Annotated in this window: 20 protein-coding genes and 2 pseudogenes; 12 read left to right on the top strand and 10 right to left on the bottom strand. The window is 72.5% G+C overall.

Translation table 11 applies throughout. From position 1 onward, the window contains the following. Positions 1-24 precede the first annotated feature (24 nt). Entirely contained in the window at positions 25-459 is a 435-nt protein-coding gene (locus AC0ZLC_RS19155) for a MarR family winged helix-turn-helix transcriptional regulator (protein ID WP_476753183.1), read from the bottom strand. A 198-nt stretch (positions 460-657) separates the two neighbouring features. On the opposite strand from AC0ZLC_RS19155, the gene AC0ZLC_RS19150 reads away from it, so the two are divergent. Further along, positions 658-1,866, top strand: a complete 1,209-nt coding sequence (locus AC0ZLC_RS19150; RefSeq protein WP_476753387.1) for a PP2C family protein-serine/threonine phosphatase — start codon at positions 658-660, stop codon at positions 1,864-1,866. Positions 1,867-2,034: 168 nt separating this feature from the next. Here AC0ZLC_RS19150 and AC0ZLC_RS19145 read toward each other — a convergent pair. Both AC0ZLC_RS19145 and AC0ZLC_RS19140 read right to left on the bottom strand, forming a co-directional pair. Next, positions 2,035-2,321 (bottom strand): annotated as a pseudogene (locus AC0ZLC_RS19145) (DUF4190 domain-containing protein). Positions 2,322-2,423: 102 nt separating this feature from the next. Then, positions 2,424-3,140, bottom strand: coding sequence for a GAF and ANTAR domain-containing protein (locus AC0ZLC_RS19140; protein WP_476753182.1), 717 nt, complete (start codon positions 3,138-3,140; stop codon positions 2,424-2,426). Between the two features lie 303 nt (positions 3,141-3,443). On the opposite strand from AC0ZLC_RS19140, the gene AC0ZLC_RS19135 reads away from it, so the two are divergent. The 3 genes from AC0ZLC_RS19135 (at position 3,444) to AC0ZLC_RS19125 (ending at position 4,979) form a co-directional block, all read left to right on the top strand. Continuing rightward, a complete protein-coding gene (locus tag AC0ZLC_RS19135; protein ID WP_476753181.1) occupies positions 3,444-3,704 on the top strand; it encodes a WhiB family transcriptional regulator in 261 nt (86 codons plus the stop codon). A 176-nt stretch (positions 3,705-3,880) separates the two neighbouring features. After that, positions 3,881-4,315 carry an ATP-binding protein gene (locus AC0ZLC_RS19130; RefSeq protein WP_476753180.1) on the top strand — a complete coding sequence of 145 codons (435 nt, stop codon included), beginning with the start codon at positions 3,881-3,883 and terminating at the stop codon, positions 4,313-4,315. 202 nt (positions 4,316-4,517) lie between these two features. Next, complete coding sequence (locus AC0ZLC_RS19125; protein ID WP_476753179.1) at positions 4,518-4,979, top strand: hypothetical protein; 462 nt, start codon at positions 4,518-4,520, stop codon at positions 4,977-4,979. 69 nt (positions 4,980-5,048) lie between these two features. Here AC0ZLC_RS19125 and AC0ZLC_RS19120 read toward each other — a convergent pair whose 3' ends face one another. After that, positions 5,049-5,396: a PRC-barrel domain containing protein gene (locus AC0ZLC_RS19120; protein WP_476753178.1), complete on the bottom strand. Its 348-nt coding sequence runs from the start codon at positions 5,394-5,396 to the stop codon at positions 5,049-5,051. A gap of 280 nt (positions 5,397-5,676) precedes the next feature. On the opposite strand from AC0ZLC_RS19120, the gene AC0ZLC_RS19115 reads away from it, so the two are divergent. Further along, positions 5,677-6,168 carry a hemerythrin domain-containing protein gene (locus AC0ZLC_RS19115; protein ID WP_476753177.1) on the top strand — a complete coding sequence of 164 codons (492 nt, stop codon included), beginning with the start codon at positions 5,677-5,679 and terminating at the stop codon, positions 6,166-6,168. A gap of 109 nt (positions 6,169-6,277) precedes the next feature. Here AC0ZLC_RS19115 and AC0ZLC_RS19110 read toward each other — a convergent pair whose 3' ends face one another. From AC0ZLC_RS19110 to AC0ZLC_RS19095, 4 genes are all read right to left on the bottom strand, one after another. Further along, positions 6,278-6,592 (bottom strand): DUF5133 domain-containing protein, encoded by a 315-nt coding sequence (locus AC0ZLC_RS19110; RefSeq protein ID WP_476753176.1) that lies wholly within the window; start codon positions 6,590-6,592, stop codon positions 6,278-6,280. Positions 6,593-6,774: 182 nt separating this feature from the next. Beyond that, complete coding sequence (locus AC0ZLC_RS19105; protein WP_476753175.1) at positions 6,775-7,632, bottom strand: SigB/SigF/SigG family RNA polymerase sigma factor; 858 nt, start codon at positions 7,630-7,632, stop codon at positions 6,775-6,777. Positions 7,633-8,125: 493 nt separating this feature from the next. Further along, entirely contained in the window at positions 8,126-8,575 is a 450-nt protein-coding gene (locus tag AC0ZLC_RS19100; protein ID WP_476753174.1) for an ATP-binding protein, read from the bottom strand. Positions 8,576-8,880: 305 nt separating this feature from the next. After that, entirely contained in the window at positions 8,881-9,054 is a 174-nt protein-coding gene (locus tag AC0ZLC_RS19095; RefSeq protein ID WP_476753173.1) for a CsbD family protein, read from the bottom strand. A 234-nt stretch (positions 9,055-9,288) separates the two neighbouring features. Between AC0ZLC_RS19095 and AC0ZLC_RS19090 the strand changes: the two genes are divergently transcribed. From AC0ZLC_RS19090 to AC0ZLC_RS19075, 4 genes are all read left to right on the top strand, one after another. Then, entirely contained in the window at positions 9,289-10,125 is an 837-nt protein-coding gene (locus AC0ZLC_RS19090; RefSeq protein ID WP_476753172.1) for an ATP-grasp domain-containing protein, read from the top strand. A 135-nt stretch (positions 10,126-10,260) separates the two neighbouring features. Next, entirely contained in the window at positions 10,261-12,165 is a 1,905-nt protein-coding gene (locus tag AC0ZLC_RS19085) for an AMP-dependent synthetase/ligase (RefSeq protein WP_476753171.1), read from the top strand. A 188-nt stretch (positions 12,166-12,353) separates the two neighbouring features. After that, entirely contained in the window at positions 12,354-14,072 is a 1,719-nt protein-coding gene (locus tag AC0ZLC_RS19080; RefSeq protein WP_476753170.1) for an ArnT family glycosyltransferase, read from the top strand. 98 nt (positions 14,073-14,170) lie between these two features. Continuing rightward, complete coding sequence (locus tag AC0ZLC_RS19075; protein WP_476753169.1) at positions 14,171-16,723, top strand: SpoIIE family protein phosphatase; 2,553 nt, start codon at positions 14,171-14,173, stop codon at positions 16,721-16,723. Positions 16,724-16,792: 69 nt separating this feature from the next. Here AC0ZLC_RS19075 and AC0ZLC_RS19070 read toward each other — a convergent pair. Together AC0ZLC_RS19070 and AC0ZLC_RS19065 are read right to left on the bottom strand one after the other, a co-directional pair. Beyond that, a pseudogene (locus AC0ZLC_RS19070) lies at positions 16,793-17,473 on the bottom strand (aldo/keto reductase); the annotation flags it as partial. 157 nt (positions 17,474-17,630) lie between these two features. Then, positions 17,631-21,011 carry a BTAD domain-containing putative transcriptional regulator gene (locus tag AC0ZLC_RS19065; protein WP_476753168.1) on the bottom strand — a complete coding sequence of 1,127 codons (3,381 nt, stop codon included), beginning with the start codon at positions 21,009-21,011 and terminating at the stop codon, positions 17,631-17,633. 181 nt (positions 21,012-21,192) lie between these two features. Here AC0ZLC_RS19065 and AC0ZLC_RS19060 point away from each other — a divergent pair, with 181 nt between their 5' ends. The 3 genes from AC0ZLC_RS19060 (at position 21,193) to AC0ZLC_RS19050 (ending at position 24,689) form a co-directional block, all read left to right on the top strand. Beyond that, the gene (locus AC0ZLC_RS19060; protein WP_476753167.1) at positions 21,193-21,765 is read left to right on the top strand and encodes an SDR family oxidoreductase; all 573 of its coding nucleotides are present in this window, start codon (positions 21,193-21,195) and stop codon (positions 21,763-21,765) included. Positions 21,766-21,841: 76 nt separating this feature from the next. Beyond that, the gene (locus tag AC0ZLC_RS19055; protein ID WP_476753166.1) at positions 21,842-23,101 is read left to right on the top strand and encodes an MFS transporter; all 1,260 of its coding nucleotides are present in this window, start codon (positions 21,842-21,844) and stop codon (positions 23,099-23,101) included. 370 nt (positions 23,102-23,471) lie between these two features. After that, positions 23,472-24,689, top strand: coding sequence for an IS701 family transposase (locus AC0ZLC_RS19050; RefSeq protein ID WP_476753165.1), 1,218 nt, complete (start codon positions 23,472-23,474; stop codon positions 24,687-24,689). Positions 24,690-24,700: the final 11 nt, after the last annotated feature.

Genomic DNA, 24,700 nt, shown 5'->3' with positions numbered 1-24,700 from the left:
GCCGGTAGGCGGCCCTGGTGGCGGTCAGGCCGTCCGTACGTCCATCTGCGTGTCGTCGTCCTGCAGCTGCGCGGCCGCGGCGGCGCAGAAGGCCTCCAGCCCCTGCAGGAGCGCCGTGCGCTTCGCGGCCGGCATCTGGGCCAGCACCGACTCCAGGGCATGCTCCCGGCGCGCACGCAGCTCCCGCAGGAAGGACCTCCCCTGGCGGCTGAGGAAGAGGCGCAGCTCCCGGCGGCTGGTGGCGCTTGGCGCCCGCTCGACGTATCCGACGGCCTGGAGCCGGTCGCAGAGCCTGCTCGTGGACGGCGGCGTGGAGCCGAGCGCGTCGGCGAGCGTGCGCAGGTTGATGCCCTCGTTGTGCTCCAGGATGACGAGCACACGCAGCTGGGAGGCGGAGACCGGAGCCGTGGAGGCTCGTCCCCAGAGGATTTCCAGCAGCTCAGCCGCCTCCGAGGTCACGCGAGCCACCTCACCTGGCTGCGGACGCGGGCCGGACGAAGTCACTGTCTCACTCTCCCAGTCTTCTCGGGCGGTGTCAGCCCGCCAGGACGACGTCAGTCACAGAACAATAGACACCGGTGGCCGCGGACGGACGGGCGGCCTCACCGGAGCGTGGACCCGGAATCGTACTGGTCGAGGAACGGCGTATCCGACATGGTGAACAGGTTCGTGGCTGCGGAGCGTGCCCTGCGCACTGCGGCTCCCCATCAGTTGCTGGACGCCGTCCGGGACGTCCTGCGCGAGTGCTACGCGGCCGAGTCGGTCGAGCTCTTCATGGCCGACTACGGGCTCACCGTCCTGCAGCCCGTCTCCGCCCTCCCGCACACCGAGGACCCCGTGCCCGTGCACAGCACTCCCGCCGGCCGGGCCTTCGGCTCCCAGGAGCCCTTCGTGGAGGAGTGCGCCGGGGGGCTGCGGCGCACGCATCTGCCGGTGACCGTGCGCGGCGACCGGCTCGGCGTACTGGTCGTCACCCTGCCGGCCGACCGCCTCACCGCAGAGACCCTCGGCGAGCTCGCCGACATCGCGCAGGTGCTCGGCCACGAGGTGCTCGTCGCCGAGCGCGACACCGACCTGTACCTTCAGGCGCGGCGCAAGGACCGGCTGACGCTGGCCGCGGAGATGCAGTGGCAGCTGCTCCCCGGCCGCTCGTGCTCCCGGCCCGAGTACGAGCTCGGCGCCCAGCTGGAACCCGCCTACGCGATCTTCGGTGACAACTTCGACTGGTCGGCCGACGCCGACCGGCTGGTGCTGTACATCACCAACGGCATGGGCGAGGGCATCGAGGCCTCGCTGCTGACCAATCTGGGCATCAACGCCCTGCGCAACGCGCGTCGGGCGGGCATCCCCATCGAGGACCAGGCGGCCCTCGCCGACCAGGCGATCTACGCGCAGTACCGCGGCTCCTCGTTCCTGTCCGTGCTCATGGTGGACATCGAGCTGTCCACCGGCCGTATGCGGGTCGTGGACGCGGGCTCGCCGCAGATGCTCCGGCTGCGGGACAGGAGTGTGAAGCGTGTCGAGTTCGACGCGCAGCTTCCGCTGGGCATGTTCGAGGAGACCGACTACGTCGTGCAGGAGTTCCAGTGCGAACCCGGCGACCGGATGCTGTTCGTCAGCGACGGGGTGCACGCCGTCGCCGCACCGGGGGGCGAGAGGTACGGCGAGAAGGCCCTGGAGAGGGCCATCACGTCCACCAGGCTGCTGCCGGCCGCCGAGGTGCCCCGCGCGGTCCTCAGGGAGCTGTCCGGCCACCGGGGCGAACCGGAGCCGCAGGACGACGCCCTCGTGGTGTGTCTGGACTGGCAGGGCCGGGAGCGGGCGGACCGCGCCACCCGAGGGAGCGGTCCTCGGCTCGTACGGTGACGGACGCGTGCCGGCCACGACCGGCCCGGCCATGTCCACCGTCGTCGCAGGGCAGGAGACCGCGCAGACCGTCGGGTGTCGGCGTGACAGAGCAGGAGCGCGCGGATCGTCGAGGGGCCCCACCGGATCGTCCGGTGGGGCCCCTCTCACGACTGCGCGTTACGCGGTTCAGCTGCCGACGTACCAGCTGAAACCGCCGTTGGACGCGGCGAGCGCCAGCAGCAGGGCAAAGATGACCAGGTCCACGATTCCCAGCACGACACCGGCCTTCGCCATTCCGCCGCCGCCCTTGACCCCGGCCTGACGCATTCCGATCACACCGAAGACGATGGCGAGGGGACCGAGAACCACGTTGAGGAAGAAGATTCCCACGATTCCGCAGACAAGGCTCGCGATGGCAGACCGTTGGTGCGCGATCCGGAGGACGCGGCAGAGGAACTGCCATAACTCGTCATCAGATTCTCCCACTGTCGGTGCAGTTGGCGAGAACGCCCTCCGAATTCCGGGCGCTCCCTCGTTTCCCGACCGTACCGTTCGGATGCGCGCCGAATGCCGCCCTATTCCAACGGGTTGTCAGGTCGGTCACCGGTCTCGCAGATCTGCCGGGCGACCTCGCGAAGTTTGATGTTGTGATCCTGCGAGGCCTTCTTCAGGACCTTGAACGCCGTGTCCTCGCTCAGACCGTAGCGGCCCATGAGGATGCCCATGGCCTCCCCGATCTCGTGCCGCGTCTCCAGGGCGTGGCTGAGCTGCGCGTGCGTACGGGACGCCGAGAACGCCACCGCCGCGTGGGAGGCGAGGATCCAGCCGGCGCGCTGCGCCGTCTCGTCGAAGGTGTGCGGCTGCCGCGAGTACACGTTGAGCGCGCCGAGCGAGTCGTCCTCGGTGAAGAGCAGGAAGCCCATCATGCTGCCCATGCCCAGCTTCCTCAGCTGCGGGGCGAAGCGCGACCAGCGCTCGTGCGGCTGGCGCAGATCCTCGATGGCGTACACCTGCTGACGGTCGGCGACGGCGTCGAAGCAGGGGCCCTCCCGCAGCTCCTCCTGGATGCGGTCGGCGAGGCGCACCACGTCGTCGGTCGCGGCGAGCGCGTGGACCTCGCCGCGGCGCACGGTGAGGATGCCGGCCTCGTCGCACCCGCGGATCAGCACGGTGGCGTGCTCGACCACCCGGTCCAGCGTGTCCTGAACCGAGTCCTGGGCCAGCAGGTCGCGCGCCATGTCCGCCAGACCGACGGCGAACCGCTCCCAGACCTCGCCGGACTCCTGCGACATGTCCACCTGCCTACTCGCTGAACCGGCCGGTGCTCACCTGGCGGTTCCATCTTGCCACCATCGGGTCTGCCCCGCGCCGTGCCGGAACCGGCCGGCTCGCACCCGGCCGTACCGCCGTGCGGCGTCGCCCCGGCGGCGTCCCGGGGTCGTCGGCGAGCAGTATCCGGGCCGCTCCGGGGCCCGAAAATGCCGAACCCGCAGCCCTCCGGCCGTTTCACATGGGCGATCACGGGTGACCCGGACGACAACCGAAGCTCACCGCCCCGACCCACCCCCGTACGACCGCGATGGCTGGAGGCCCTCATGGACAACTGGCGCGAGTCCGCAGCATGCCGTACCGCCGACCCCGATCTGTTCTTCCCCATCGGCAACACAGGACCTGCGCTGCTGCAGATACACGAGGCGAAGGCCGTCTGCCAGGGCTGCCCCGTGCGTGAGGAGTGCCTGGAGTGGGCGCTGGAGGCCGGGCAGACGCAGGGCGTCTGGGGCGGCACGAGCGAGGACGAACGCCGTGCGCTGAGGCGCCGGACGGCGGTCCGCCGGGCCCGGCAGGCAGCGGCCTGACACGGAGCCGCGCGACGGTGCCGCCGCGGCGACGGCGCTCGGCACAGGGCGGGACGCCCGCCGCACGGCCCACCGGTCACCCGGCGCGCGACCCGCGGCCGCCGGTCCGGTAGGCCCGGCCCGCAGGCCGCGGCGCGAAAGGCAGGCATCCCGGGGGCGATGTCCGGGAAGGCGACATGGCAAGCAATCCGAGTGGGGACAAGAACCTGTCACGCGAGCAGATCGAGACGCTCACCAGCTCCTTCGACGGCCGGCTGCGCGATGTGACCGACGCGCGCCTGACGGCGGAGGGCTTCCTGAGCGTGCTAGCGCGAGTGGCACCGCCCCGCGCCCCCGAGCACTGGGACGACATCCTCCTCGTCGTGACGGAACTGGCGGCCAACTCGATCCAGTACGCGCCCGGACCCTTCGAACTCCAGCTGCGGCGCACGTTCGACGGGGTGCATGTCACCGTGCGGGACAGCAGCACCACGGCGCCCGCGCCCCGGCCCTTCCACCCCAAGCGCGGCGGCGGAGGGATCGGCTGGCATCTCGTCCACGCGCTCTCCGACCAGGTCAGCGTGGTGGTACGCGCCGACGGCAAGGACGTGCACGCCTTCCTGCCCTGGTGATCGACCGGCCGCACGATGTCGTGTCCAGGTCGCTCCGACCAGGTGTGGAAGCCGCGAAAGTGAGCATCCGGCTGACAGGCAGAGTTTCCGCAGCCCTGCCCTGCCCGCGTTGTCAGTGGCCTCCGCAACAATGCCGGGCAGCGAGAACGCACCGCTTCGGCGGTACGGGATCGAACCACGTCCGTCGAAAGGCTGCCTGCACATGACGCTCCCTCTCCACCGTGCTGCCGGGTCCGCGGGCCGCGACCAGGGGCCGGTGAGGATGCTCCGGGCCGTTCCCCGCCCTCACACCCCGATCAGTGCGGGCGGCGCCGAGGTGCTGCGTCTGATCACGGAACAGCGCATCTCCGTCTGTCTCACCGTGCACGCGAACGGGCGCCGCCGGTACGGGTACTGGCAGCCCGTCTCCTCGGCGGCCCGGCGCGGGGGCTGTTACGTTGCGCTGCCCACGGACGAGTGCGACGCGCTGCACGCGGCGGGCCGGCTGGTGCTCGGGGAGCCCGTGGTGGACCCGTCGAAGACCACGTACCCGGTGCGGGTCGCCGAGTCGAGGAGCGCCCACCCGGTGCGGGTCCCGGAGCCGAGGGCCACGTACCCGGTGCGGGTCGCGGGGCGGAGCACGCCGTCCGTGACGGGTGCTCCGCAGCATGCCCTCACCGCCTGACCGCCGAGGGCACGGGGCCGGCCGCCCGCCGGTTGCGAGACGCGGGACGGCGGGCCCTCGGCGACGCTCTCAGTGACCGGAGCCGTAGTGGCCGCCCAGCTGGTCCCGGTAGGCCGGGTCCCCCAGGTGCTTCTCCTTGTCGAACTCGGGAGACGCCTTGATCTCGTCCTTGGTCCGGGCCACGAAGATCTTCCTGGCCTCGTGGTCGATGTCCTTGACGGTGCCGGCGGGCAGCATCACCTGCTTGCCGAAGATCCACACGCCGGTGTCGACCACGATGTACTGCGCGACGACGTCGTTCGAGTGCTTGTCGACCTTGCCGATGTGCCCGTCCTCCGCCTCGACCCCGTAACCCGTCAGATCGTCGTCGGGCGTGTGGCCGCTGCTGGGCCCGTAGTTCCACAGGGAGTCGTTCACCCTGTACTCCTCTCGATACCCCGGTCGACCGGCCGGATGGGGCCGGTCGCCGCGCCCGCCGAAAGCGGGCGCTCGTGGTCCAGTGCCCCGTCGGCGGCATTGAACGCCCGACTCGGCCGGATCCGCACTCGCCACGTTCCTTGTCCTTCCCGCTGCGCGAGACGGTCGCCCCGGCGGATCGGCTTTTCATCCACACGCCGCATATTCACCGTGATGGTCCGGGCGGACCTGGGTATGCGCGTGGAAGGACCGATCTCTTCGAGGAAAGGCGTGTCACGCCGTGGCTGCTACACAGGATGTCGTCGAACTCATTCTCCAGGATCACCGGAAGATGGAGGATCTCTTCCGTGCCATGCGCAGCGTCGAGGCCGACCGGGCAGCCGCCCTCAAGGAATTCTCCGGCCTGCTGATCGCCCACGCGCAGGCCGAGGAGAGCAAGGTCTATCCCGCCCTCAAGCGCTACAAGAACATCGACGACGAAGAAGTCGAACACGGCGAGTCGGAACACGAGGAGGGCAACGAGGCGCTGCTCGCTCTTCTGGAGGTCGACGAGGTCGGCTCCGACGAGTGGGACGAGAAGCTGGAGGAACTCGTCGAGGCCATCACGCACCACGCCGACGAGGAGGAGCGGACCATCCTCAACGGCGCGCGTGAGAACGTCGCCATGGAACGCCGGGAGGAACTCGGCGCGGCCTTCCTGGAGGAGCGCGAGCGCCACCTGAAGGCGGACTGCGGATCCGTCGAGAACGTCCGCAGCATCGTCAAGAGCTGACAAGCGCGCCCCGGCGGCCTCTCCGTCGGGGCGCACGGACGACAGACGACTGGCCGGCCACACCCCGAGGGTGTGGCCGGCCAGTCGTCTGTGCGCTCGCCGCTGCGGATCAGTCGCTCAGGACCGGGGCTTCGACGTCCGGGGCACCGATGCCGAGGCTGCCGTTCGTGATGACCCGGCGGCCGACCGTCGCCGGGCCGAGGGTGCCCTGCGGGTGGGGCGGCACCGGCGCCGCGGCGGCCAGCTGCCGACGGGCCGCGGCGAGTGCCAGGCGCACATCACGGGTGCCGGTCGACACGCAGAGCGTGTAGGCCAGGTCCTGGGCACGCTGGGGCGGCCTTCCCGTGGTGTCCGCCGCCTGGACGGCGAGCGCCTCGTACTCCTCCACGAGCCTGCGCAGCGTCTCGGGGTGGGGCATCAGCATGGTCGTACTCCTTGGTCACAGGGCGTCGAAACCGGCCGGGCCGGGTAGGTGGAGCGGGAGCGGCAGCGCACGTGCGGGGTGTGCGGAGGGGCAGCGCAGGTGAAGACCGCCGCGTCCGCCGGACGGCGAGGTCCTCACATCAGGCGGTGCCGCTCGGCGTCGTGGTAGCGGGGTGGTGCAGGTCAGAGGGTGCTGCCCGGCGCCGCGGTACCGGAAGGCGTCTCTTCCGCGAGCGCCTCGGCGCGTACGCGGGCGCAACTGCTGCTGATGAGCCGGGAGACGTGCATCTGCGAGATACCGAGCCGGTCGGCGATGCGGTTCTGGGTCATGTCCTCGAAGAAGCGCATGTAAAGGATGGCGCGTTCCCGCTCGGGCAGCCGGCTCAGCCCCTTCTTCGCGGCTTCGCGGTCCACCACCGTGTCGAAGGAGGAGTCGGCGGCGCCGAGCGTGTCGACCAGGCTGTAACCGTCGTCCCCGGAGGGCAGTTCGGCGTCGAGGGAGAGCGTGCTGAAGCTCTCCAGCGCTTCCATGCCGTCGGCGGCCTCTTCCTCCGTCAGGCCGCAGTGCGCCGCGATCTGCGCTGTCGACGGCTCCGGGGAGCCGGGGCTCTGGGTGAGCTCACGGCGGGCGACCCGCACCTTGTTCCGCAGTTCCTGGACCCGGCGCGGAACCCGCAGGGCCCACATGCGGTCGCGGAAGTGACGCTTGATCTCACCGGTGATGGTGGGGACGGCGTAGCTCTCGAAGGCGCCCCGGGAGGGGTCGAAGCGGTCGACGGCCTTGACCAGGCCCAGGGCCGCGACCTGTCGCAGGTCCTCGATGGACTCGCCCCGGTCGCGGAAGCGTCCCGCGATGCGGTGAGCCATCGGCAGCCACGCCTCGACCAGTTCGTCGCGGATGGTGTCGCGCTCGTGCCCGTCGCTCGACTCGGCCAGCCGGGCGAAGGCCGACGCGGTGTCCGGGGCATCGTCATGCGGCCGCTTGGCGGCAGACTTGCCGGGGGCGCCGGCGGAACGGCAGGTGGATACATCGGTGAGCATGCGGTATCGCTCCTCCACGGTGCTGTCTGGTGATGACCGCGGGAGTCGGCGCCGCCGGTCCCCGAGGGACGGCCGAGGCGGCAGACCACTCCCGCTGGCGCGCCTCCGGTCCGAAGCACGAAATTCGGTTGCCCTGCCATCCTGCGATCAAACAAGCGGGTTCGCACCTTCAGCGAAATGGTCTCCCGAGCCGGGAAACGACGCGAGGAGAACGTGCGCGGGGCGACTTCCGGCGGGTGCCGGTACGTGGTGCACGGACTGCCGCGCCGCGCAACCCGACCGTGCCGTGCATACCCTTTGGGGCGTGATCGACGGGCCTCGCCTCGTTGTCGCGCGTATCGCGTGCCGACCTGAACAGGTTCGGATTTCCTCGTCACTGCGAATCACTGCGGGCACGACTGCCGAATCGCAGCCGTGCCCGGCGGAGTTGCGTGGCCGCCGTGCACGGCGGCGGATATGTCAGGCCGGTTCGGGCCAGGGCGAGAGACGCCCTTCAGGCGAACGCGAGCGGCACCACTGCGGTGATGCGCTTGCCGACGGGATGCAGGTTCGAGACCACGACGTCGCGCGCGAGGCGGCAGATGATCGGCCATCCGTGGCCGCCCACCCGCATGCGCCCGCGGTCGTCGACCCGGCGCCTGGCGCGGGGCACCTCGTCGCTGCGGTCACTCACCGAGAGCCGTACCGCGTGGTCCACCAGCGTCACCTCGAAGTCGGTGACACCTCCGCCGTGCAGGATCGCGTTGGTGGTGAGTTCCGAGGCCACGAGCAGTGCGTCGCCCACCGCGTCGTCGTCGCCGCGTGGGTCACGGCCCCGGAACCGTCCTTCGAGAGCGTCTCTGACCGCCTGGCGCGCCTCGGCCGGACTGTTCGGCCCGGCCGAGCGCGGCCGGTCCGCCGCGATCGCCGTGTCGGTGGTGTGCGTCCTGTGGTCCCCGCACATCCTTCGCTCCTCAAGCCTCGTCGTGTGGATCTCTTGCCTCGTCGTGCTGAACTTCTGATGACCGTGCCTGCGGGCTCTCGCCTGCGTGATCTCGCCTGCGTGAGCAGCTGCGTGATCTTGGCTATGCGATCTTGTTTATTCGATCTTGCTTGTACGATCTCGCCCGGGTGACTCATTCGCGCGATCAGGCCGCGTACGACCGCTCACGTGCGGAATTCGCAGGGCAGCCGGTTCCGGGCCACCCGCCCCGGAAAAAGGCGGGCCCGCCACAAAACGTGCGGCGGGCCCGGCGGATTCACCGATCCTCAGTGCCGGAAGGCGTCCTTGGCCTTTTCCTTGGCCTCGCGGGCGTCACCCTTGGTCTGGTCCGCCTTGCCCTCGGCGACCAGACGCTCGTTGCCGACCGTGCGTCCGACGACTTCCTTGGCCTTGCCCTTGGCCTGCTCGGTCTTGGCTTCGGCCTTCTGGTTCTCCGACACTTCAGCTCACATCCTTGTTGCTCGACAATGCGATCTGTCACTACGGCTGACCACGGAATGCGGCTCCAAACCCGGTCGGCCACGGAATCGGCATCCGTTCCCCCCAAAAGCGGAATCAGAGGGACCAGTACCGGCCGAACCGGAGACGGTCCTCCACGGCACCGACAACCCGTCTCCCGCCGCGGGCGGGGGCCGGGATAGCGTGCGGGGGCGCCCTTGTTCGTCAGGAGAGACATGCCGACCGACCCGCCCCGCGTCCTGTACGTCACCGACCTCGCCTACCGGGCGAGCGGGCGCCGGTACTGCGACGAGGACATCTTCCTCGGCTCCCGGCTGCGTGAGGACTTCGCCGTCGCCCTGTGCCACCCTCTGGACGCTGCCGCGCTGATGGACGACTTCGACGTGGTCGTCGTCCGCAACAGCGGGCCGGTGCTGCACTACCGGGCGGCGTACGACGCCTTTCGCGCCGCGGCCGTCGAGCGCGGCACGCTCGTGTACAACCAGCTGACGGGCCGGGCCGACATGGCCGGCAAGCAGTACCTGCTGGATCTGAGCGCACAGGGCCTGCCCGTCATCCCCACCGTCGACCGGCTCCGGGACCTGGACCGGCTTCCCGAGGCCGACGAGTACGTCGTCAAGCCGAAAGCCGGCGCGGACTCCATCGGCCTGCGCTTCGTGCCCCGCGACCGGCTGGCGGACCTCGCCGCCGACGGCGTCCTCGTCCAGCCGCGCATCCCCTTCCGGTACGAGGTGTCCTTCTACTTCATCGACGACGACTTCCAGTACGCCCTGTACGCGCCCCGCTGCGACCGGCGTTGGGCCCTGGAGCGGTACGAACCCTCCCCCGCCGACCTGGAGTTCGCCCGCCTCTTCATCGCGTGGAACACCGTCGGCCACGGCATCCAGCGCGTCGACGCCTGCCGCGCACCGGGGGGCGAACTCCTCCTGGTCGAGCTGGAGGACCTCAACCCGTACCTCTCCCTGGACCTCCTCGACGACCGGATCCGGGAAACGTTCGTGGCGAATCTGAAGACCTCCCTGCGCAACGCCCTGAACGGCGGGGCAGGCTGACGGAAGGTGACCGGAGCCGGATCACGGACCGGTCGGTGATTACCTGCGCAGTGGTCGTCGCCGTGGGCTACATTCGAGATCCTCGACCCAGCGCCTCTCGGTGAGGTCACGTCGCGGAGAATTGCGGAGCGGCGCATGCACCAGTTCGATCTTCCTCCCGTGGTCACGGCCCCCGTGCAGGGAGGACTGGCCGACAGTCTTTTCGACACGGCGCTCCGTACCCCCGGTCTCCGTCAGGTCGCGCGTCGCGCGGACGGTTCCGCCGCGTCCTGGACGCCGGTGACCGCGGCGCGGCTGCGGGACGAGGTCGTCGACCTGGCCAGGGGACTCATCGCCTCCGGCATCTCCCCCGGCAACCGCGTGGCCATCATGGCGCGCACGCGCTACGAGTGGACCGTGTTCAGCCACGCCCTGTGGTGTCTGGGCGCCGAGATCGTGCCGATCTACCCCACCTCCTCGCACGACCAGGTCGCGTGGATCCTCAAGGACGCACAGTGCGTCGCCGTGGTGGTCGAGGACGAGAGCGGCGTCATGACGGTCGGCTCGGCGTGCGCGGCACTGCCCCGGCTGCGCCACGTATGGCAGTTGGACGGCGGGGCAGTGGCGGACCTGGTCGAGCGGGGACGTGCCATTCCCCCGATGGCGGTGGACTCGCTGCGGCGGATCGTGCCGCCCGACTCGACCGCGGTCATCGCCTACACCTCCGGCACCACGGGGCAGCCGAAGGGATGCGCGTTGTCCCACCGGGGCCTTGCGAGCCCCTGCGACACCCTGCTTGCGGGCTGGGGCCACACCGCGGCGCCTGCCGGGGAACAGCCGGCCGTCCTCGCCTTCCTGCCCTTCTCCCACGTGTACGGCCTCATGGTCCAGGGGCTCTGCATACGCGGCGGGCTGCTGCTGGGTCATGAACCCGACCTGAGCGAGGGCGCGCTCTCCGCAGCACTGCGATCCTTCCGGCCCACGTACCTGTACGCCGTCCCGTTCGTCTTCGAGAAGATCTACAAGAACTTCCTGCGGACCGCGCAACAAGCCGGGCACGGCGCTCTGTTCGAGCGGGCGGCCCGCACGGCGACGGACTTCGCGACGGTCACCGAGCGGCACCGGCTGGGCACCGGTCCGGCGCCGGGATTCGATCTGCGGCTGCAGCACGCCTTCTACGAGAAGACGGTGTACCGCAAGCTCCGCGCCGCGCTCGGCGGCCGGGTGTGCGGCGCCGTCTCGGGCGGCTCTCCCCTCAACCGTGAACTCGCCCTGTTCTACGCGGGAATCGGGATCCTCGTCCACGACGGGTACGGCCTCACGGAGACCAGCGGCGGGGTCACGGCACAGCCCGTGGGCCGGGAGAAGCTCGGCACCGTGGGCCGCCCGCTGCCGGGCACCGACATCCACGTCGCCGACGACGGGGAGATCTTCGTCCGGGGACCGTCGGTGTTCCGGGGATACGTCAACGACCCGGGGGCCACGGCCGCCTCGTTCCTCGACGACTGGCTGGCGACCGGGGACATCGGCCGCCTCGACGCCGAGGGGTATCTGACCATCACGGGCCGCAAGAAGGACATCGTCATCACGAGCGGCGGCAAGAGCGTGGCGCCCGCACTGCTCGAAGAGCGGCTGCGCGTCCACCCGTTGATCCATCAGGCCGTGGTCGTGGGTGACAACCGGCCCTGCGTGGGTGCCCTGATCACGCTGGACCCCGCCTTCCTCGCGCACTGGCGCACGGCCCGCACGCTCCAGGGGGAGACGCCGGGCCGGGAGGTGCGGGAGGAGAACGAATTGCGGGAGGAGGTCAGACGGGCCGTCGCCGCGGCCAACAGCACCGTGTCCCGCTCGGAGTCCATCCGCGTCTTCCGCGTCCTCCCGGAGCCCTTCGATCTGGCCAACGGCCTGCTCACGCCGTCGATGAAACTGCGCAGGGACGCGATCGTGCACCGCTTCGCCGCCGAGATCGACGCGATGTACCAGACGTCCTCGAGGGCTTCGCGGGAGTACATGCGGGGCGATCCCTCGATCTGGGAGGAGTCGGACAACGTGTTCCGGTGATCCGCGCGCGGGCGGGTCCGCTCCCGCGAGGGACGCGTCGGTCGCATCTCCTCGTGCCGCCGGGCGGGTTGAACCGTTCCGGGCGGAACCGCGTACCAAGGGCGGGCAGATGACGCCGTGAGGTCGTCACCCCTGGCGGGCGGAGGAAGGGGCGACGTGGCCGGAACGCTCATCGGGGTGCGCGGGCGATGAACCCGGGACCCACCGTGCTCGGTCCCGGCGACGGCGCGCGGACGACACCCGCCCCCGTACCGGGCTCCCCCGCGGCCGGGACGGTGATTCGGCCGCGGCGCCACCGGCGGTGGCTGTTGCCGCTGGCCGTGCTCGCCCTGCTCGCGGAGATGGCGTTCGCGATGGTCTCGACGGCCGTGCGGCAGACGCCGACGATCGACGAGCCGGTGTACGCGGGCACGGCGGTGGTCTACGTGCAGCAGCACAGCCTGCGCTACAACCCGGAGCATCCTCCGCTGGGCAAGCTGCTCATCGGATCGGGTCTGGCGTTCGCCCGCCCGCATCTCGACCCCGGTTTCACCGGCGGCCAGACGGCGCTGGGACGGCATCTGCTGTACGAGTCGGGCAACCACCCCGGGCGGCTGCTGCTGTGGGCGCGGCTGCCGGTGATCGTGCTGACGCTGCTGTGCGGGCTGGTGGTCTTCGCCTTCGCCCGTGATCTGGCCGGCCCCCGGGGCGGTCTTGTGGCGCTGGCGCTGTACGCGTTCTCGCCCGACCTCATCGCCCACGGATCGCTGGCCACGCTCGACGTTCCGGCGGCCGGCTTCCTGCTCACCTCGGTGTGGCTGGTGTGGCGGGCGCGGCGCCGGCCCGGGCTGTGCCTGCCCCCGGCCGCCCTGGCGCTGGGCGCGGCTCTGGCGACCAGGATGAGCGTGCTCGCGGCGGTGCCGGTGGTGTTGTGCCTGGTCGTCGGGTCGGTGTGGGCGGCGCAGGGCGACCGCGCGTCAGGTGCCCGCGGGCGGGCCCGGCGCCTGGGGGTGGGGGTCGTGTGGGCGGCCGGGGTGGCCCTGGTCGCGGTGGCCGTGGTGTGGGCGGCCTACCTCGCCGTCGATCCGCGCCTGCGGTGGACGGCGCCGGCCGGTGTGCCGGACGTCCACGGGGCGCGCGGGCTGATCGTCGGCCGGCTGCCCTTCCCGCGGCCGTACCGGGACGGCATGCGGATCCAGTTCGGCTTCGAGTACGCCACGTGGGAGGGGTTCCTGCTCGGCCGGCACTACCGCGGATCCCTTTGGTACTACCTGCCCGTGGCGCTGCTGATCAAGACGCCGCTGGGCATGCTCGCGCTGTGGTCGGCCGGTGCGGCGTCGCTCGTGGCCGTCCCGCGGCTGCGCGCCGCGGCCCCGTACGTGCTGGTCTGTCCCACCGTCCTGCTGGGCGCGGCCATGCTCGGCTCCCGTGACCTGGGCGTCCGCTATGCGATCTTCCTGCCGGTGTTCCTCGCCGTCGCGGCGGCCTCGGTGACCGTGTGGCGCCGACGGTGGTCGCAGCCGGTGACGGCGGCACTGGTCGCGTTCGTCGCGGTCAGCTCCCTGCTGACGTACCCGTACTACCTGCCGTACTCGAACGAGGCGTTCGGCGGGCCCGCCAGGACCCGGCTGCGGCTGCACGACTCGAACGTCGACTGGGGACAGGATCTGGGGCGGCTCGCCGACCGGCTCCGGACGCGGTATCCCGGGGAGCGGGTCTGGCTGGTCTACAAGGGCAGCGGCGTGCCCGCCTTCTACGGGATCCGGGCCTCCGATCCGCGCAAGGTGCCCCCGGCGTCCGTGCACGGGCTGCTCGTCGTGTCCGACTCCGCCGCCGCCAAGGCGGAGGGCCGGCTCGCCGAGCTGCTCGCCGGCAGCAGGCCCGTGGACGACGTCGGTCACTCCATCACCCTCTACCGGCGACCCTAGGGAGGTCACGGCCGAGGGCGCCGAGGTGCGCGGTCGGGGCGGAGAAGCGCATTCTTGCTGTGTTACCGACCAGGTGCTGCGCGGACGAGGAAAGACCGATGACTGGGAGCGCCGACCGTACGGAGCAGGCGCAGGAACGGCTGACCGCGCTGCTCCATGGCGCCGTGGCCGACTCGATCCGGGCGGTCGGCGGTTACGCGGGCGGCGTTTATCTGCGCTCGCGCACGCCCGGGCTGCTGAAGCTGGCGGTGCTCGCGGGACTGCCGGGACCGCTGTTCCGCCCCTGGTGGCGTATTCATGTGGACCGGCCCTTCCCGGTAGCCGACGCCCACCGGCTCGGCACGGACGTGCTGCTCGCCGACGCCACCGAGACGATGCGGCGCTATCCGCAGCTCGCCGCGGGCCTGCCGTTCCAGTTCGGCTCCGCGTACGTCCCCGTAGTGGGCGCGTCGACCTGTTTCGGGGTCCTGACGGTGCTGCATCCGTCGGTCCCGGACCCGCCGGAGGCGGTGCTGGACCTGGACCGGATGACGGCGGTCGCGGAGGGGCTGGGGACCGCCCTGCTGTCGCTGGAGGACGGCCCCGGGGTGACCTGGGACCGTGAGCCGCTGTGTGTGCGGCCGCCGGCGCTGGGCACCTCCCCGGCCCGCTTCGGACGCTTCACCTGGGATCCGGCGAACGCCATGGTGACCGGGGACGACGCGCTGTGGGACCTGCTGGGTACCGGCCCCGAGGATTTCGCGGGAACGCCGGAGGCGCTGGCCGCGGCGGTGACCCCCGACGACGCGGGGCGGCTGCTGGCCGCCCTGCGCGAGACGGCCACCGGCCGTCCCCCGTCCGTGCCGCTGTCCGTGCGTGGGGTGGCGGGCGGGCGGCGGCTGCTGGAGCTGTGGACCGCCGCCGGCGCCGCGGGTCTGGCGCCGCGCTCCCGCCGGGTGAACGGTCTCGTGATCGATCCCGGCCCGGGAGCGGCCGCCGCCGAGGCGGCCGACCTGCTCACGGAGGGCGTCTTCGCGCTCGACCGGCTGGGGACGGTCACCTACGCCAACCCGCGCGCCGCCGAGCTGCTGGGCCGGCCCCTCCCGGAGCTGCTCGGGCGGCCGCTGTGGGAGGCCGTGCCGTGGCTGGACCGTCCCCGGTACGAGGATCATCTGCGCGGTGCCCTGCTGTCGCCGGGGTCGGTGCACTTCCAGGTCAGACGTCCGTCCGGCGGCCCCGGCCGCGGGCGGTCGGCGCAGGACGAGGACGAGTGGCTCGCGCTGTCCGTCCATCCGGGCCCGGACAGTCTGGCCTGCAAGGTGGTGCCGGTGGGGGGAGCGGCCTCCGCGGCGCAGTCCGCCCCGATGGACGCGAGGCAGCTCAGCGCCGACGAGGTCGCGGGAGACGGATCCGCGGACGGGATCACCTCGGCCCCGGCCCAGTACCGTCCCATCGTCCTCGCCATCGCGCTGACCGAGGCGGTGACGGCACGCCAGGTGTCCGAGGTGGTGATGCGGGAGCTGCTGCCCGCCTTCGGCGGCCGTCGGCTGGCCATCTACCTGTTGCAGGAGCGGCATCTGTACCTGGCGTGGGAGACCGGCTTCCCGACGGGGTTCCTCGCGCCGTTCGACGGTGTCGGCCTCGACACCCGTCTGCCGGGGGTCGATACGCTCACCAGCGGCCGTCCCCTCTTCTTCGAGTCGATGGCGCAACTGGCGGCCGCGTACCCGGGCATCCCGCTGGACGCCATGGAGGGCGCCCGGGCCTTCCTGCCGCTGATCGCCTCCGGTCGGCCGGTCGGCTCCTGCATCCTGGGCTTCGACCGGACGCGCGCCTTCAGCGCCGAGGAACGCACGGTGCTGACCGCCCTGGCCGGACTGATCGCCCAAGCCCTGGAACGCGCCCGGCGCTACGACACCGAGGCCGCCCTCGCCCGGGGGCTCCAGGAGGCCCTGCTGCCGCACCGCCTGCCCGCGCATCCGCTGGTGGAGACGGCGGGCCGGTATCTGCCGGGCACCCAGGGGATGGATGTGGGCGGCGACTGGTACGACGTCGTGGAGGCGGGCGACGGGCTCGCGCTGGTCATCGGCGACGTGCAGGGGCACGGTGTCCAGGCGGCGGCCACCATGGGTCAGCTGCGCAGCGCGGTACGGGCGTTCGCGCTCGGCGACCGGCCCCCGGACGAGGTGATGAGCGGCACGAACCGGCTGCTCATCGACCTCGATCCGGGACAGTTCGCCAGCTGTTGCTACATCCGGCTCGATCCGGGCACGGGACGGGCCAGGGCCGCCCGCGCCGGCCACCCGCAGCCCCTGCTGCGTCACCCCGACGGCCGTACCGAGGTGCTGGATCTGCCGGGCGGGGTGGTGCTGGGAGTGGACCCGGGCGCCGTGTATCCGGTGACGGACCTGCTCCTGGAGCCCGACGCCGTACTGGCCCTGTACACCGACGGGCTGGTCGAAAGGCCGGGCCGGGACATCGACGAGGGCATCGCGAACCTGCGCACGGCCCTGTCCCAGGCCGGTGCCCCGCACACACGGCCCGGGGGCCCCTCGCTGGCCGGGACGGCCAACCGGCTCACCGAGGAGGCCCGGCGCGCCGCCGAGCGTCCCGACGACATCGCGCTTCTGCTCACCACGTGCCGGTCCGAGCGGAGGGCGCGGCGGCACTGACGGACGCCGTCCCCGCTCCCCGTCTCCCGGCGATGCGTCGTGGCAGACTCCGGCGCCGGGACCGGACGGTCAGTGCGCCGCGTCCAGCCGGGCGCGCTGATCCGCCGTCAGTTCCAGGCCGACGGCGGCCAGGTTCTCGTCCAGCTGGGCCACCGAGGACGCCCCGGCCAGCGGGAGCACGGGCAGCGCGCCGCCGATCTGCCAGGTGAGCACCACCTGGTTGAGCGTCGCTCCCGTCTCCCTGGCCGCGTCCCGCAGCACCGTGAGGCGGGCGGGTGTGCCGGGGTGGTCGTGGTCGGGCGGCAGGGGCTTGTCGTCCCGTACGCAGGCGCCGCCCAGGAGCGGGGAGTAGGCGACGAGCGTCAGCCCTCGCTCGGCCCTCAGGTAGCCGAGGAGGTCCGGGGTGGCTCCGCCGAGGCTGCCGTCCTCGAAGAGCGCGTCGGGCACGTCGGTGCGGGGCCGCAGGTGGCTGTGCTGGTACTGCAGCACCTCATGGCCGGGCAGTCCCTCGCTCGCGGCCAGCGCGCGGGCCCGCTCGACGCGCCAGGCGGCGTGGTTGCTCACCCCGAGCAGTCCGACGGTCCCCTCGGCCACCAGTTCGGCGAACCCCTCGACGGTCTCGCGCAGCGGGACCGTCCGGTCCTCGATGTGGGCGTACAGCAGGTCGAGCCGGTCCGTGCCCAGCCGTTCCCTGCTCCGTTCGGCCGCCTCCCGGATCACCTTCGCCGACAGTCCCTCCGGGTTGTCCCGGACGTCGGACGTCGCCGGGCGGCAGCCGGGCAGATCCTCACCGATGCCACTGGTCCCGGTCGCGCGCACATCGCGGACGTGGGCGACCGACGCGGCCGCACGAGTGCCCCGGCCGGCATCGGTCCTCCTCGCGGCTCGTCCCGTCCCCGACCGGTCGTCATGCGGAGGCGGAGTCCCGGGCCGGGGCCGGCACCGCGCGGGCCTCGCCGGCCGCCTCCTCGGGGGACAGCCGTGAGCCACGGTCGTACGCCTCCGTGAACGCGCGGTCGCCCAGGGCTGTCCGCGTCGCAGCGGTGATCCGGTCGACGTCGGCGCGTTCGGCGGGCGGCAGTGGGGCTCCGGCGCGGCAGCGGGCGGCCGCCGCCGCGCCCAGGAGGACGGCCGCGCAGGTGGCGGCGGGCCGTTGACCGGACGAGACCGCCGCGCCCGCGAGACCCTCCAGGGAGAGAGCCAGCGCGCGGGGCTCGGCGAGGGCGCGGGCGACGTCCAGCCCCTCCAGGTGGCGAGCCGCCGCCCCGCGCGCGTCGCCGCGGAGTTCGGCGACGAAGCCCAGCTCGGCCAGGAGCAGGTGGTCGCCGGCCCGGGACGACACGTCTGCGTAGCCGTCGCGAATGTGCAGCAGGTGCGCCTCCGCCCGGTCGAGGTCGCCGGAGCGGCGCGCACCGAGGGCGAGACCCATCTCGGAGTGGATCTCGCCGTACTTGTAGCCCTGCTCAGCCGCGATCCGGCGTGCCTGTTCGTGCAGGTCACGGGCGCGGTCCCAGTCACGGGCGAGCAACGCGAGGCGGCCCAGCCCGGAGAGCCGCGCGGACACCTCGGCCTCCAGACCCAGCTCCCGGGCCATCCGCAGTCCCTCGTGCTGGCGGCGCTCCGCGTCCGCGTACGCGCCCTTGATCTCGGCGAGCGCGGCCAGCGGGGACACGGTCTGCAACTCGCCCCAGCGGTCGCCCAGTTCGTGGAAGAGCTGGGCACTTCGCAGCCCGTCGCGGCCGAGTGCGGCAAGGTCGCCGCAGACGAGCGCGAGTGTCGCGCGGAGACCGAGCGCGGCGGCGGTGCCCCACTGGTCCTTCGCCGCGGTGAACAGGGCGAGGGCACGGGTGTTCAGCTCGTGGCCCTCGGCTGTGTCACCCGCGCTGAACAGGCCGTACGCACAGAGCCACAGGGCCCGCGCGCGGCGTACGGGGTCGGGGACGGCGTCGCCGGTGACGGTGAGGCGGCTTCCCGTGGCGGGGGCGCCCTCCCCCGCGGCGCGCGTACTCGCGGCGGCGGCCGCCGTGTGATCGCCGGTGAACAGAGCGAACGCGGTGTGCAGAAGCACGAGTTCGCCAGGGGCGGACGTGTCGGGATATGCGGTCAGCACCGACCCCAGGCTGCGGCGGGCCTCGGTGAGACGGCCTCGCAGGAGCCACCACCAGGCCAGCGCGGTGGTCAGCCGGACCGCCTCTGCGGGTTCGCCCGCGCCCGCGCGGCGCAGCGCCTCCTCGAGCGCCGTGCGCAGGTTGCCGGCCTCGGCGTCCAGACGGGCCAGCCAGGGCCGCTGCCCGGCGCCGCGCAGCTGCGGCTCGGCGTGTTCGGCGAGAGCGCGGTAGTGGCGCAGGTGCCGGTCCCGTACGGCGGTGAAGTCCTCCATCTCGTGGAGCTGCTCGGTCGCGTACGCGGCGACGGACTCCAGGAGGCGGTAGCGGGGGCCGGTGGGCCCGTCCACCACGACCACCAGGGAGCGGTCGACCAGCCGGGTGACGAGGTCGAGCACCTCCTCCGGGGTGACGCCGTCACCCGCGCAGACCGCCTCGGCGGCGTCGAGGTCGCAGCCGTCGCTGTGCGCGGCGAGGCGGCGCAGGACCATGCGCTCGGGCGCGCTGAGCAGCTCCCAGCTCCAGTCGATGACCGCCCGCAGTGTCTGCTGGCGCGGGGGCGCGCCCCGCTGCCCGAAGGTCAGCACGCGGAAGCGGTCGCTGAGCCGGGCCGCCAGGCCCGTCACGCCGAGGGCCCGCACGCGGGTGGCGGCGAGTTCCAGGGCGAGAGGGATGCCGTCGAGACGGCGGCAGATCTCTGCGACGGCGCGGCGCTCGGCCTCGTCCGGGGCGTCCGGGTCGCGCGGGAAGCCGGGGGTCGAGGCGGCCGCCCGCTCCATGAACATCCGGACGGCGTCCGCGGGCGGCAGGGGCTCGACGGAGACCATCGCCTCGCCCGCCAGACCGAGGGGCTGCTGCCCGGTGGCGAGGACGCGCAGGCCGGCCGCGGTGCGCAGGAGCAGCTCGGTGAGTTCGGCGGCGGCGTCGACGACGTGCTCGCAGTTGTCCAGGACGAGCAGGGTGCGGCGGTCGCGCAGGACCGCGGCGAGGCGGTGCGGGAGGGAGGGGGTGGCGGTGCCGGTGCCCGGCGCCGACCGTGGGGCGTCGTCCCGGATGCCGAGCGTGACCGCGACGACCTGGGCGAGGTCGGCGGCCGTGTCGGCGCGGATGCCGGAGAACTCCACGAGCCATACACCGTCGGTCGGTTCACCGGCCGGTGTGGTGTCCCGCTCGGCGATGGCCGCCGCCACGGCGAGCCGGGTCTTGCCGACGCCGCCGGGGCCGGTGAGGGTCACCAGCCGCTTCTCCGCGAGGAGTCGGGAGAGCTCGTCGAGGGCCTGCCTGCGGCCGATGAGGGGGGTGAGAGGGACGGGGAGGTTGGAGCACGAGCCTGGTCCCGCTCCGTCCGTCGCGTCCGCGGTGCCCGGGGTGTCCGTGCCGGGCACGGTGTCCACGGTCACCGTCGCGGACGCGCGGGCCGTCGCCACCGTCCCGGGGACGTCCGCGCTCAGTTCCGGATCCTGACGGAGCAACGCCACGTGCAGGGCGGTCAGTTCGGGACTGGGGTCGACCCCCAGCTCCTCGACGAGCCGGCATCTCAGGTCGTCGTACGAGGCGAGCGCCTCGTTCTGGCGCCCCGCCGCGTACAGGGCCCGCATCTGAAGGGCGCGCAGCCGCTCCCGCAGCGGATGACGGGCCACGAGGCCGGCGAGCTCCCCCGCGAGGAGAGCGTGGTCCTGCGCCTCCAGGCGCGCCTCCGCCTGCTCCTCCAGCACCGACAGGCGCTGCTCCGCGAGACGCTGCGCGGCAGCCCGTACGAACCCGCCGTCCGCGAAGTCCGCGTACGCCGGCCCGCGCCACAGGTCCAAGGCGTCGGTGAGCAACGCGGCCCGGGCGCGGGGGTCCCGGACGGATCCGGCCCGGGTCACCAGGGCGTGGAAGCGCTGGGCGTCCACCTCGTCCCCGCCGTGGTCGAGCCGTAGCCGGTAGCCGGGCGGCTGCCGCACCACCCGGTCGCGGCCGATGACCCGGCGCAGTTGGGAGACCTTCGCCTGAAGGGCCCCCAGAGGTCTTCCCGGAGGGACGTCGCCCCACAGGTCGTGGATGAGCCTGTCGGCGGAGACGGGTCCCTCGTCGTTCGCGAGCAGGTTTGCCAGCAGCGCCCGGACCTTGGCCTCGGGGACTGTGACTTCCCGTCCCTCGGCGTCCCACACCACCAGTGGCCCGAGCACCCCAAACCGCATGCTCACCACCGTACATGTTCCGGAAGGCGCACCCGGCAGCCGTTCGGCGGCACCGTCGGCCGGCCGTCAGGCGTTCCGAAGGTTTCCGGAAGGTTCCCCGAAGCGTCAGGGCACAGAGTCGTTCCCGTGGGTGGCATCACCCACCGGCGAGGAACGGACACCTTCGGAGGGAGCGGCAGCCATGGCCAAGTACGCGCGCAGACGGGCCCTGGTCGTCGGTGAAACCGGCGGCATCGGCCTGGCCGTCGCCAAACGGCTCGTGGAGGGCGGGGCCTCGGTCGTGCTGACGGCCCGCACCGCCGGCGAACGCGATCGGGCGGTCGCCGAACTGGGCTCCGCCGCCCGCGTCGTCGCTCCGTCCGCCGTCGAGGCCGCCCTGGCCGCACAGGCGGGCACCGGATCCGAAGGCACCGGCGAGGGTGGAGTCGACCTTCTCTTCTCCGACGCCGTCGCCACCGCGCGTGCCCTGCTGCCGCACCTCGAGGACGGCAGCGCGATCGTGCTCACCGCCCCGGCCCCGTGTCCCGACGCCGTACGGGAGTTCGCCGCCGAGCTCGCCTCCCGGGGCATCCGGGTGAACGCGGTCGCCCCGGGCTGTATCGAGGCGCCGGGTGCCGGCGCCCTGCCCCTGCCTCCGCTGGGCCGGCTCGGCGCCGCCGAGGAGGTGGCCCGCGCCGCGCTCTTCCTGGCCACGGAGGCGACGTTCACCACGGGAGTGCGGTTGCCCGTCGACGGCGGGCTCGGCTCCCCGTGACCGGTCGCCCTCCGGCCGCCACCGTCCCCGCACGCCCCGTCCCCCGTCCCCATCCGGAAAACCTGGAGCACACGCCATGAGCACCGCACCCGACACGGCGCCCTCAGCCGCGGCGGCAACGAACCCGCAGAGCGAGGGCGAGGGACAGCAGAACCTGCCGCTCCTCGCCCTGCTCGCCCTGGCCACCGCCGTCTTCATCACCAGCCTCACCGAGACCCTCCCCGCCGGTCTGCTCCCCGCGATGAGCCGGGACCTGGCAGTGAGCGAGTCCGCGACCGGTCAGACCGTCACGGTGTACGCGATCGGCACCGCCCTGACCGCGATCCCGCTGACCGCGGCCACGGCAGGCTGGCGGCGCAGGAAGCTCCTGCTCACCGCCATGGCGGGCTTCGCCCTCGCCAACACCGTGACGGCCGTGTCGTCCGTCTACGAGCTGACGATGGCGGCGCGCTTCGTCGCCGGTGTCGCGGCCGGTCTCGCCTGGGCCCTGCTCGCCGGCTACGCCCGGCGCATGGCCCCCGCCCACCTCCAGGGCAAGGCGATCGCCATCGCCATGGCGGGCATTCCCGTCGCGCTCTCCCTCGGCGTCCCCGCCGGTACCTTCCTCGGTGACTGGCTCGGCTGGCGCGTGGCGTTCCTCGCGATGACGGGCCTCACGCTGCTGCTTCTGGGGTGGATCGTCGCGGCCGTACCGGACTTCCCCGGCCAGGGGCGCGGCGAGCGGCCGAAGATGCTGCGCACCCTGCGTATTCCGGGAGTCACCCCCGTCCTCTTCGTCACGCTCGTCTTCGTCCTGGCGCACACCATCCTGTACGCGTACATCGCCACGTACCTCGACGACCTGGGTCTGGGCGACAGCACCGGCCTCGTGCTCCTCGTCTTCGGCGCCGCGTCGCTGGCGAGCATCTGGATCACCGGCGCGCAGATCAACCGCCGGCTGCGCGCCCTCGGTATCGGCAGCGCCGTGCTCGTCGCCGTCGCCGCCGCGCTCCTCGCCGTCCTCTCCGACTCGACCGCCCTCGTCTACGTCGCCGCGGTGCTGTGGGGTCTGGGCTGGGGCGGGGTGCCCACGGTGCTCCAGACCGCGGCGGGGGACGCCGGCGGTGAGTCCGCCGACGCGGCTCAGGCGATGCTCGTGACGCTCTGGAACGTCGCGATGGCGGGCGGAGGCATCCTCGGAGGCATCCTGCTCGACGCGGCCGGCAGCGAGTCCTTTCCCTGGACGGTTCTGCTGCTCCTGCTGCCGGTGATCGCGGTCGTCCTGTACGCCCGTCGTGCCGGTTTCCCCGCCCGCCGGCCGGTGGCCGCGGCCGAGTCCACGGAGCCGGCGGCCTGACGAAGCGACGTCGCCCCGGGCGACCGCCGGAGGTGGTTCACTCCCCGGCGGTCGCGGTGCGTCACTCGTCACCCGGGGCCCGCCGGGGCCGCCCGACAGCAAGCTGGATCATGGTTTCACGACTTGTTAATATTTCATCAGACATGTCCGTGACCCGGTTTCACCACTGGTAGAGCCCCTTCCGCGCTCCGCTAGGGTCACTGGGACGGGCCGGACCGAAGGGCGTTCACCCAGGTCAGCCCGCGAATTGGCAAAGTAGACGGCCGATCCGGGCAAACTCCGTTCAGGGCGGTACTTTCACCTCGTACGTATGTGCCATGCATCCACCCGGATGTGTTCGGTGACGGGTATCGAGGGGGCGTAGCGTCAGATGTCGTCAAGTGAGGTACGCGCGGGGGAGCCGGGCGGCGGCGCATACATGCAGACGTTCATGGACGACGTCTTCCCCACGTTTCAGCGCTCCGAGCAGCGCCGTTGGGCCCAGGCGTACCTGTGGGGGCTCGTCCACGGGTCCGGCAGGAAGACACCGCGGCGCATGGCGCGGGCGAACCCCTTACCCGCGGCAGCGGCACGGGGCCTGCACCAGTTCATCAACGCCAGCCCGTGGGACTGGGTTCCGGTGCGCCGCCGGCTCGCCCTGCTGGTGGCCGCCCGTACGAGACCGCACGCCTGGACCGTCGCCGAACTCGTCATCCCCAAGCGGGGCGAGCACTCGGTCGGCGTGCACGGCCGGGTCGACGCCGGGACCGGACGCACCGTCAACTGCCAGCGCGCGCTGGGGTTCTTCCTCGTCACGGGCACCGAGAGCTACCCGGTGGACTGGAGCCTCGTACTCGGCGGCGTGTGGGACTCGGACCAGGAGCGCAGGCGCCGTGCGCGCATCCCGGCCGCCGAGGCCGGGCGCACCGCCGCCGACCAGGTCGTGCGGCACGCCGCCGAGGTGGCCGCACAGCCCCGGCTTCCGCGGCTGCCCTGGGTGCTGGATCTCACGCGGTGCGACGACGTGGTCGGGGTCCTCGCCGGCCTCGCCCGGCTGCGTGCCGACGTCGTGTGCGAGGTCTCCCCGGACCAGCCGGTGTTCGCGGGCGGGCAGGCGCCCGTCCTGACCACCGTGAGCGCGCTCATGGACGTACGGCGCGCCCGGCAGACGCATGTGATCCTCCGCCAGAGCTCCGGCGGCCGCGTCAGGGGCGCACCGGTTCACACCCATACGGGCAGGGTGGCGCTGCCGGGAACAGCGACCGGTGACGACACCGGGTCCCGTCCGTACCGCGCACTGGAACGGCCGGATCCGGAGGGCCGGCAGCCGGCCAGGTACTGGCTCACCACGCTCACGGAGCGCCGGGTGGAGGAGACCCTCGGGCTCGCCCGGGGCCACACCTCGGCACTGTCGGCCGTGCGCACACTCGGCCGGCGGTTCGGGGTCCTCGACTTCGAAGGCCGCTCGTTCCCCGGCTGGCACCACCACATGACCATGGTTTCGGCCGCCTACGCCTACCAGCACCTGTACGGCTCCCCCCGCCCAGCGGCCCCGCCGCCGGACCCGCCCCCCGCACCGCTCGCGGCGCTGGCCGGCGCCCTGACCTGATGTGGAGCCGA

This window comes from Streptomyces sp. GLSS-08 (assembly GCF_056387915.1).
Note: the sequence above shows the minus strand (reverse complement) of the source record. Positions and strands in the feature narration are given on the sequence as shown.

Bases quoted from the DNA above. Each gene is read 5' to 3' on its own strand.
- AC0ZLC_RS19060 (WP_476753167.1), top strand. From the start codon at position 21,193: ATGGCCAAGTACGCGCGCAGACGGGCCCTGGTCGTCGGTGAAACCGGC.
- AC0ZLC_RS19110 (WP_476753176.1), bottom strand. From the start codon at position 6,592: ATGCTGATGCCCCACCCCGAGACGCTGCGCAGGCTCGTGGAGGAGTAC.
- AC0ZLC_RS19100 (WP_476753174.1), bottom strand. From the start codon at position 8,575: ATGTGCGGGGACCACAGGACGCACACCACCGACACGGCGATCGCGGCG.
- AC0ZLC_RS19085 (WP_476753171.1), top strand. From the start codon at position 10,261: ATGCACCAGTTCGATCTTCCTCCCGTGGTCACGGCCCCCGTGCAGGGA.
- AC0ZLC_RS19055 (WP_476753166.1), top strand. From the start codon at position 21,842: ATGAGCACCGCACCCGACACGGCGCCCTCAGCCGCGGCGGCAACGAAC.
- AC0ZLC_RS19090 (WP_476753172.1), top strand. From the start codon at position 9,289: ATGCCGACCGACCCGCCCCGCGTCCTGTACGTCACCGACCTCGCCTAC.
- AC0ZLC_RS19065 (WP_476753168.1), bottom strand. From the start codon at position 21,011: ATGCGGTTTGGGGTGCTCGGGCCACTGGTGGTGTGGGACGCCGAGGGA.
- AC0ZLC_RS19050 (WP_476753165.1), top strand. From the start codon at position 23,472: ATGTCGTCAAGTGAGGTACGCGCGGGGGAGCCGGGCGGCGGCGCATAC.
- AC0ZLC_RS19140 (WP_476753182.1), bottom strand. From the start codon at position 3,140: ATGTCGCAGGAGTCCGGCGAGGTCTGGGAGCGGTTCGCCGTCGGTCTG.
- AC0ZLC_RS19130 (WP_476753180.1), top strand. From the start codon at position 3,881: ATGGCAAGCAATCCGAGTGGGGACAAGAACCTGTCACGCGAGCAGATC.
- AC0ZLC_RS19125 (WP_476753179.1), top strand. From the start codon at position 4,518: ATGACGCTCCCTCTCCACCGTGCTGCCGGGTCCGCGGGCCGCGACCAG.
- AC0ZLC_RS19135 (WP_476753181.1), top strand. From the start codon at position 3,444: ATGGACAACTGGCGCGAGTCCGCAGCATGCCGTACCGCCGACCCCGAT.
- AC0ZLC_RS19075 (WP_476753169.1), top strand. From the start codon at position 14,171: ATGACTGGGAGCGCCGACCGTACGGAGCAGGCGCAGGAACGGCTGACC.
- AC0ZLC_RS19105 (WP_476753175.1), bottom strand. From the start codon at position 7,632: ATGCTCACCGATGTATCCACCTGCCGTTCCGCCGGCGCCCCCGGCAAG.
- AC0ZLC_RS19080 (WP_476753170.1), top strand. From the start codon at position 12,354: ATGAACCCGGGACCCACCGTGCTCGGTCCCGGCGACGGCGCGCGGACG.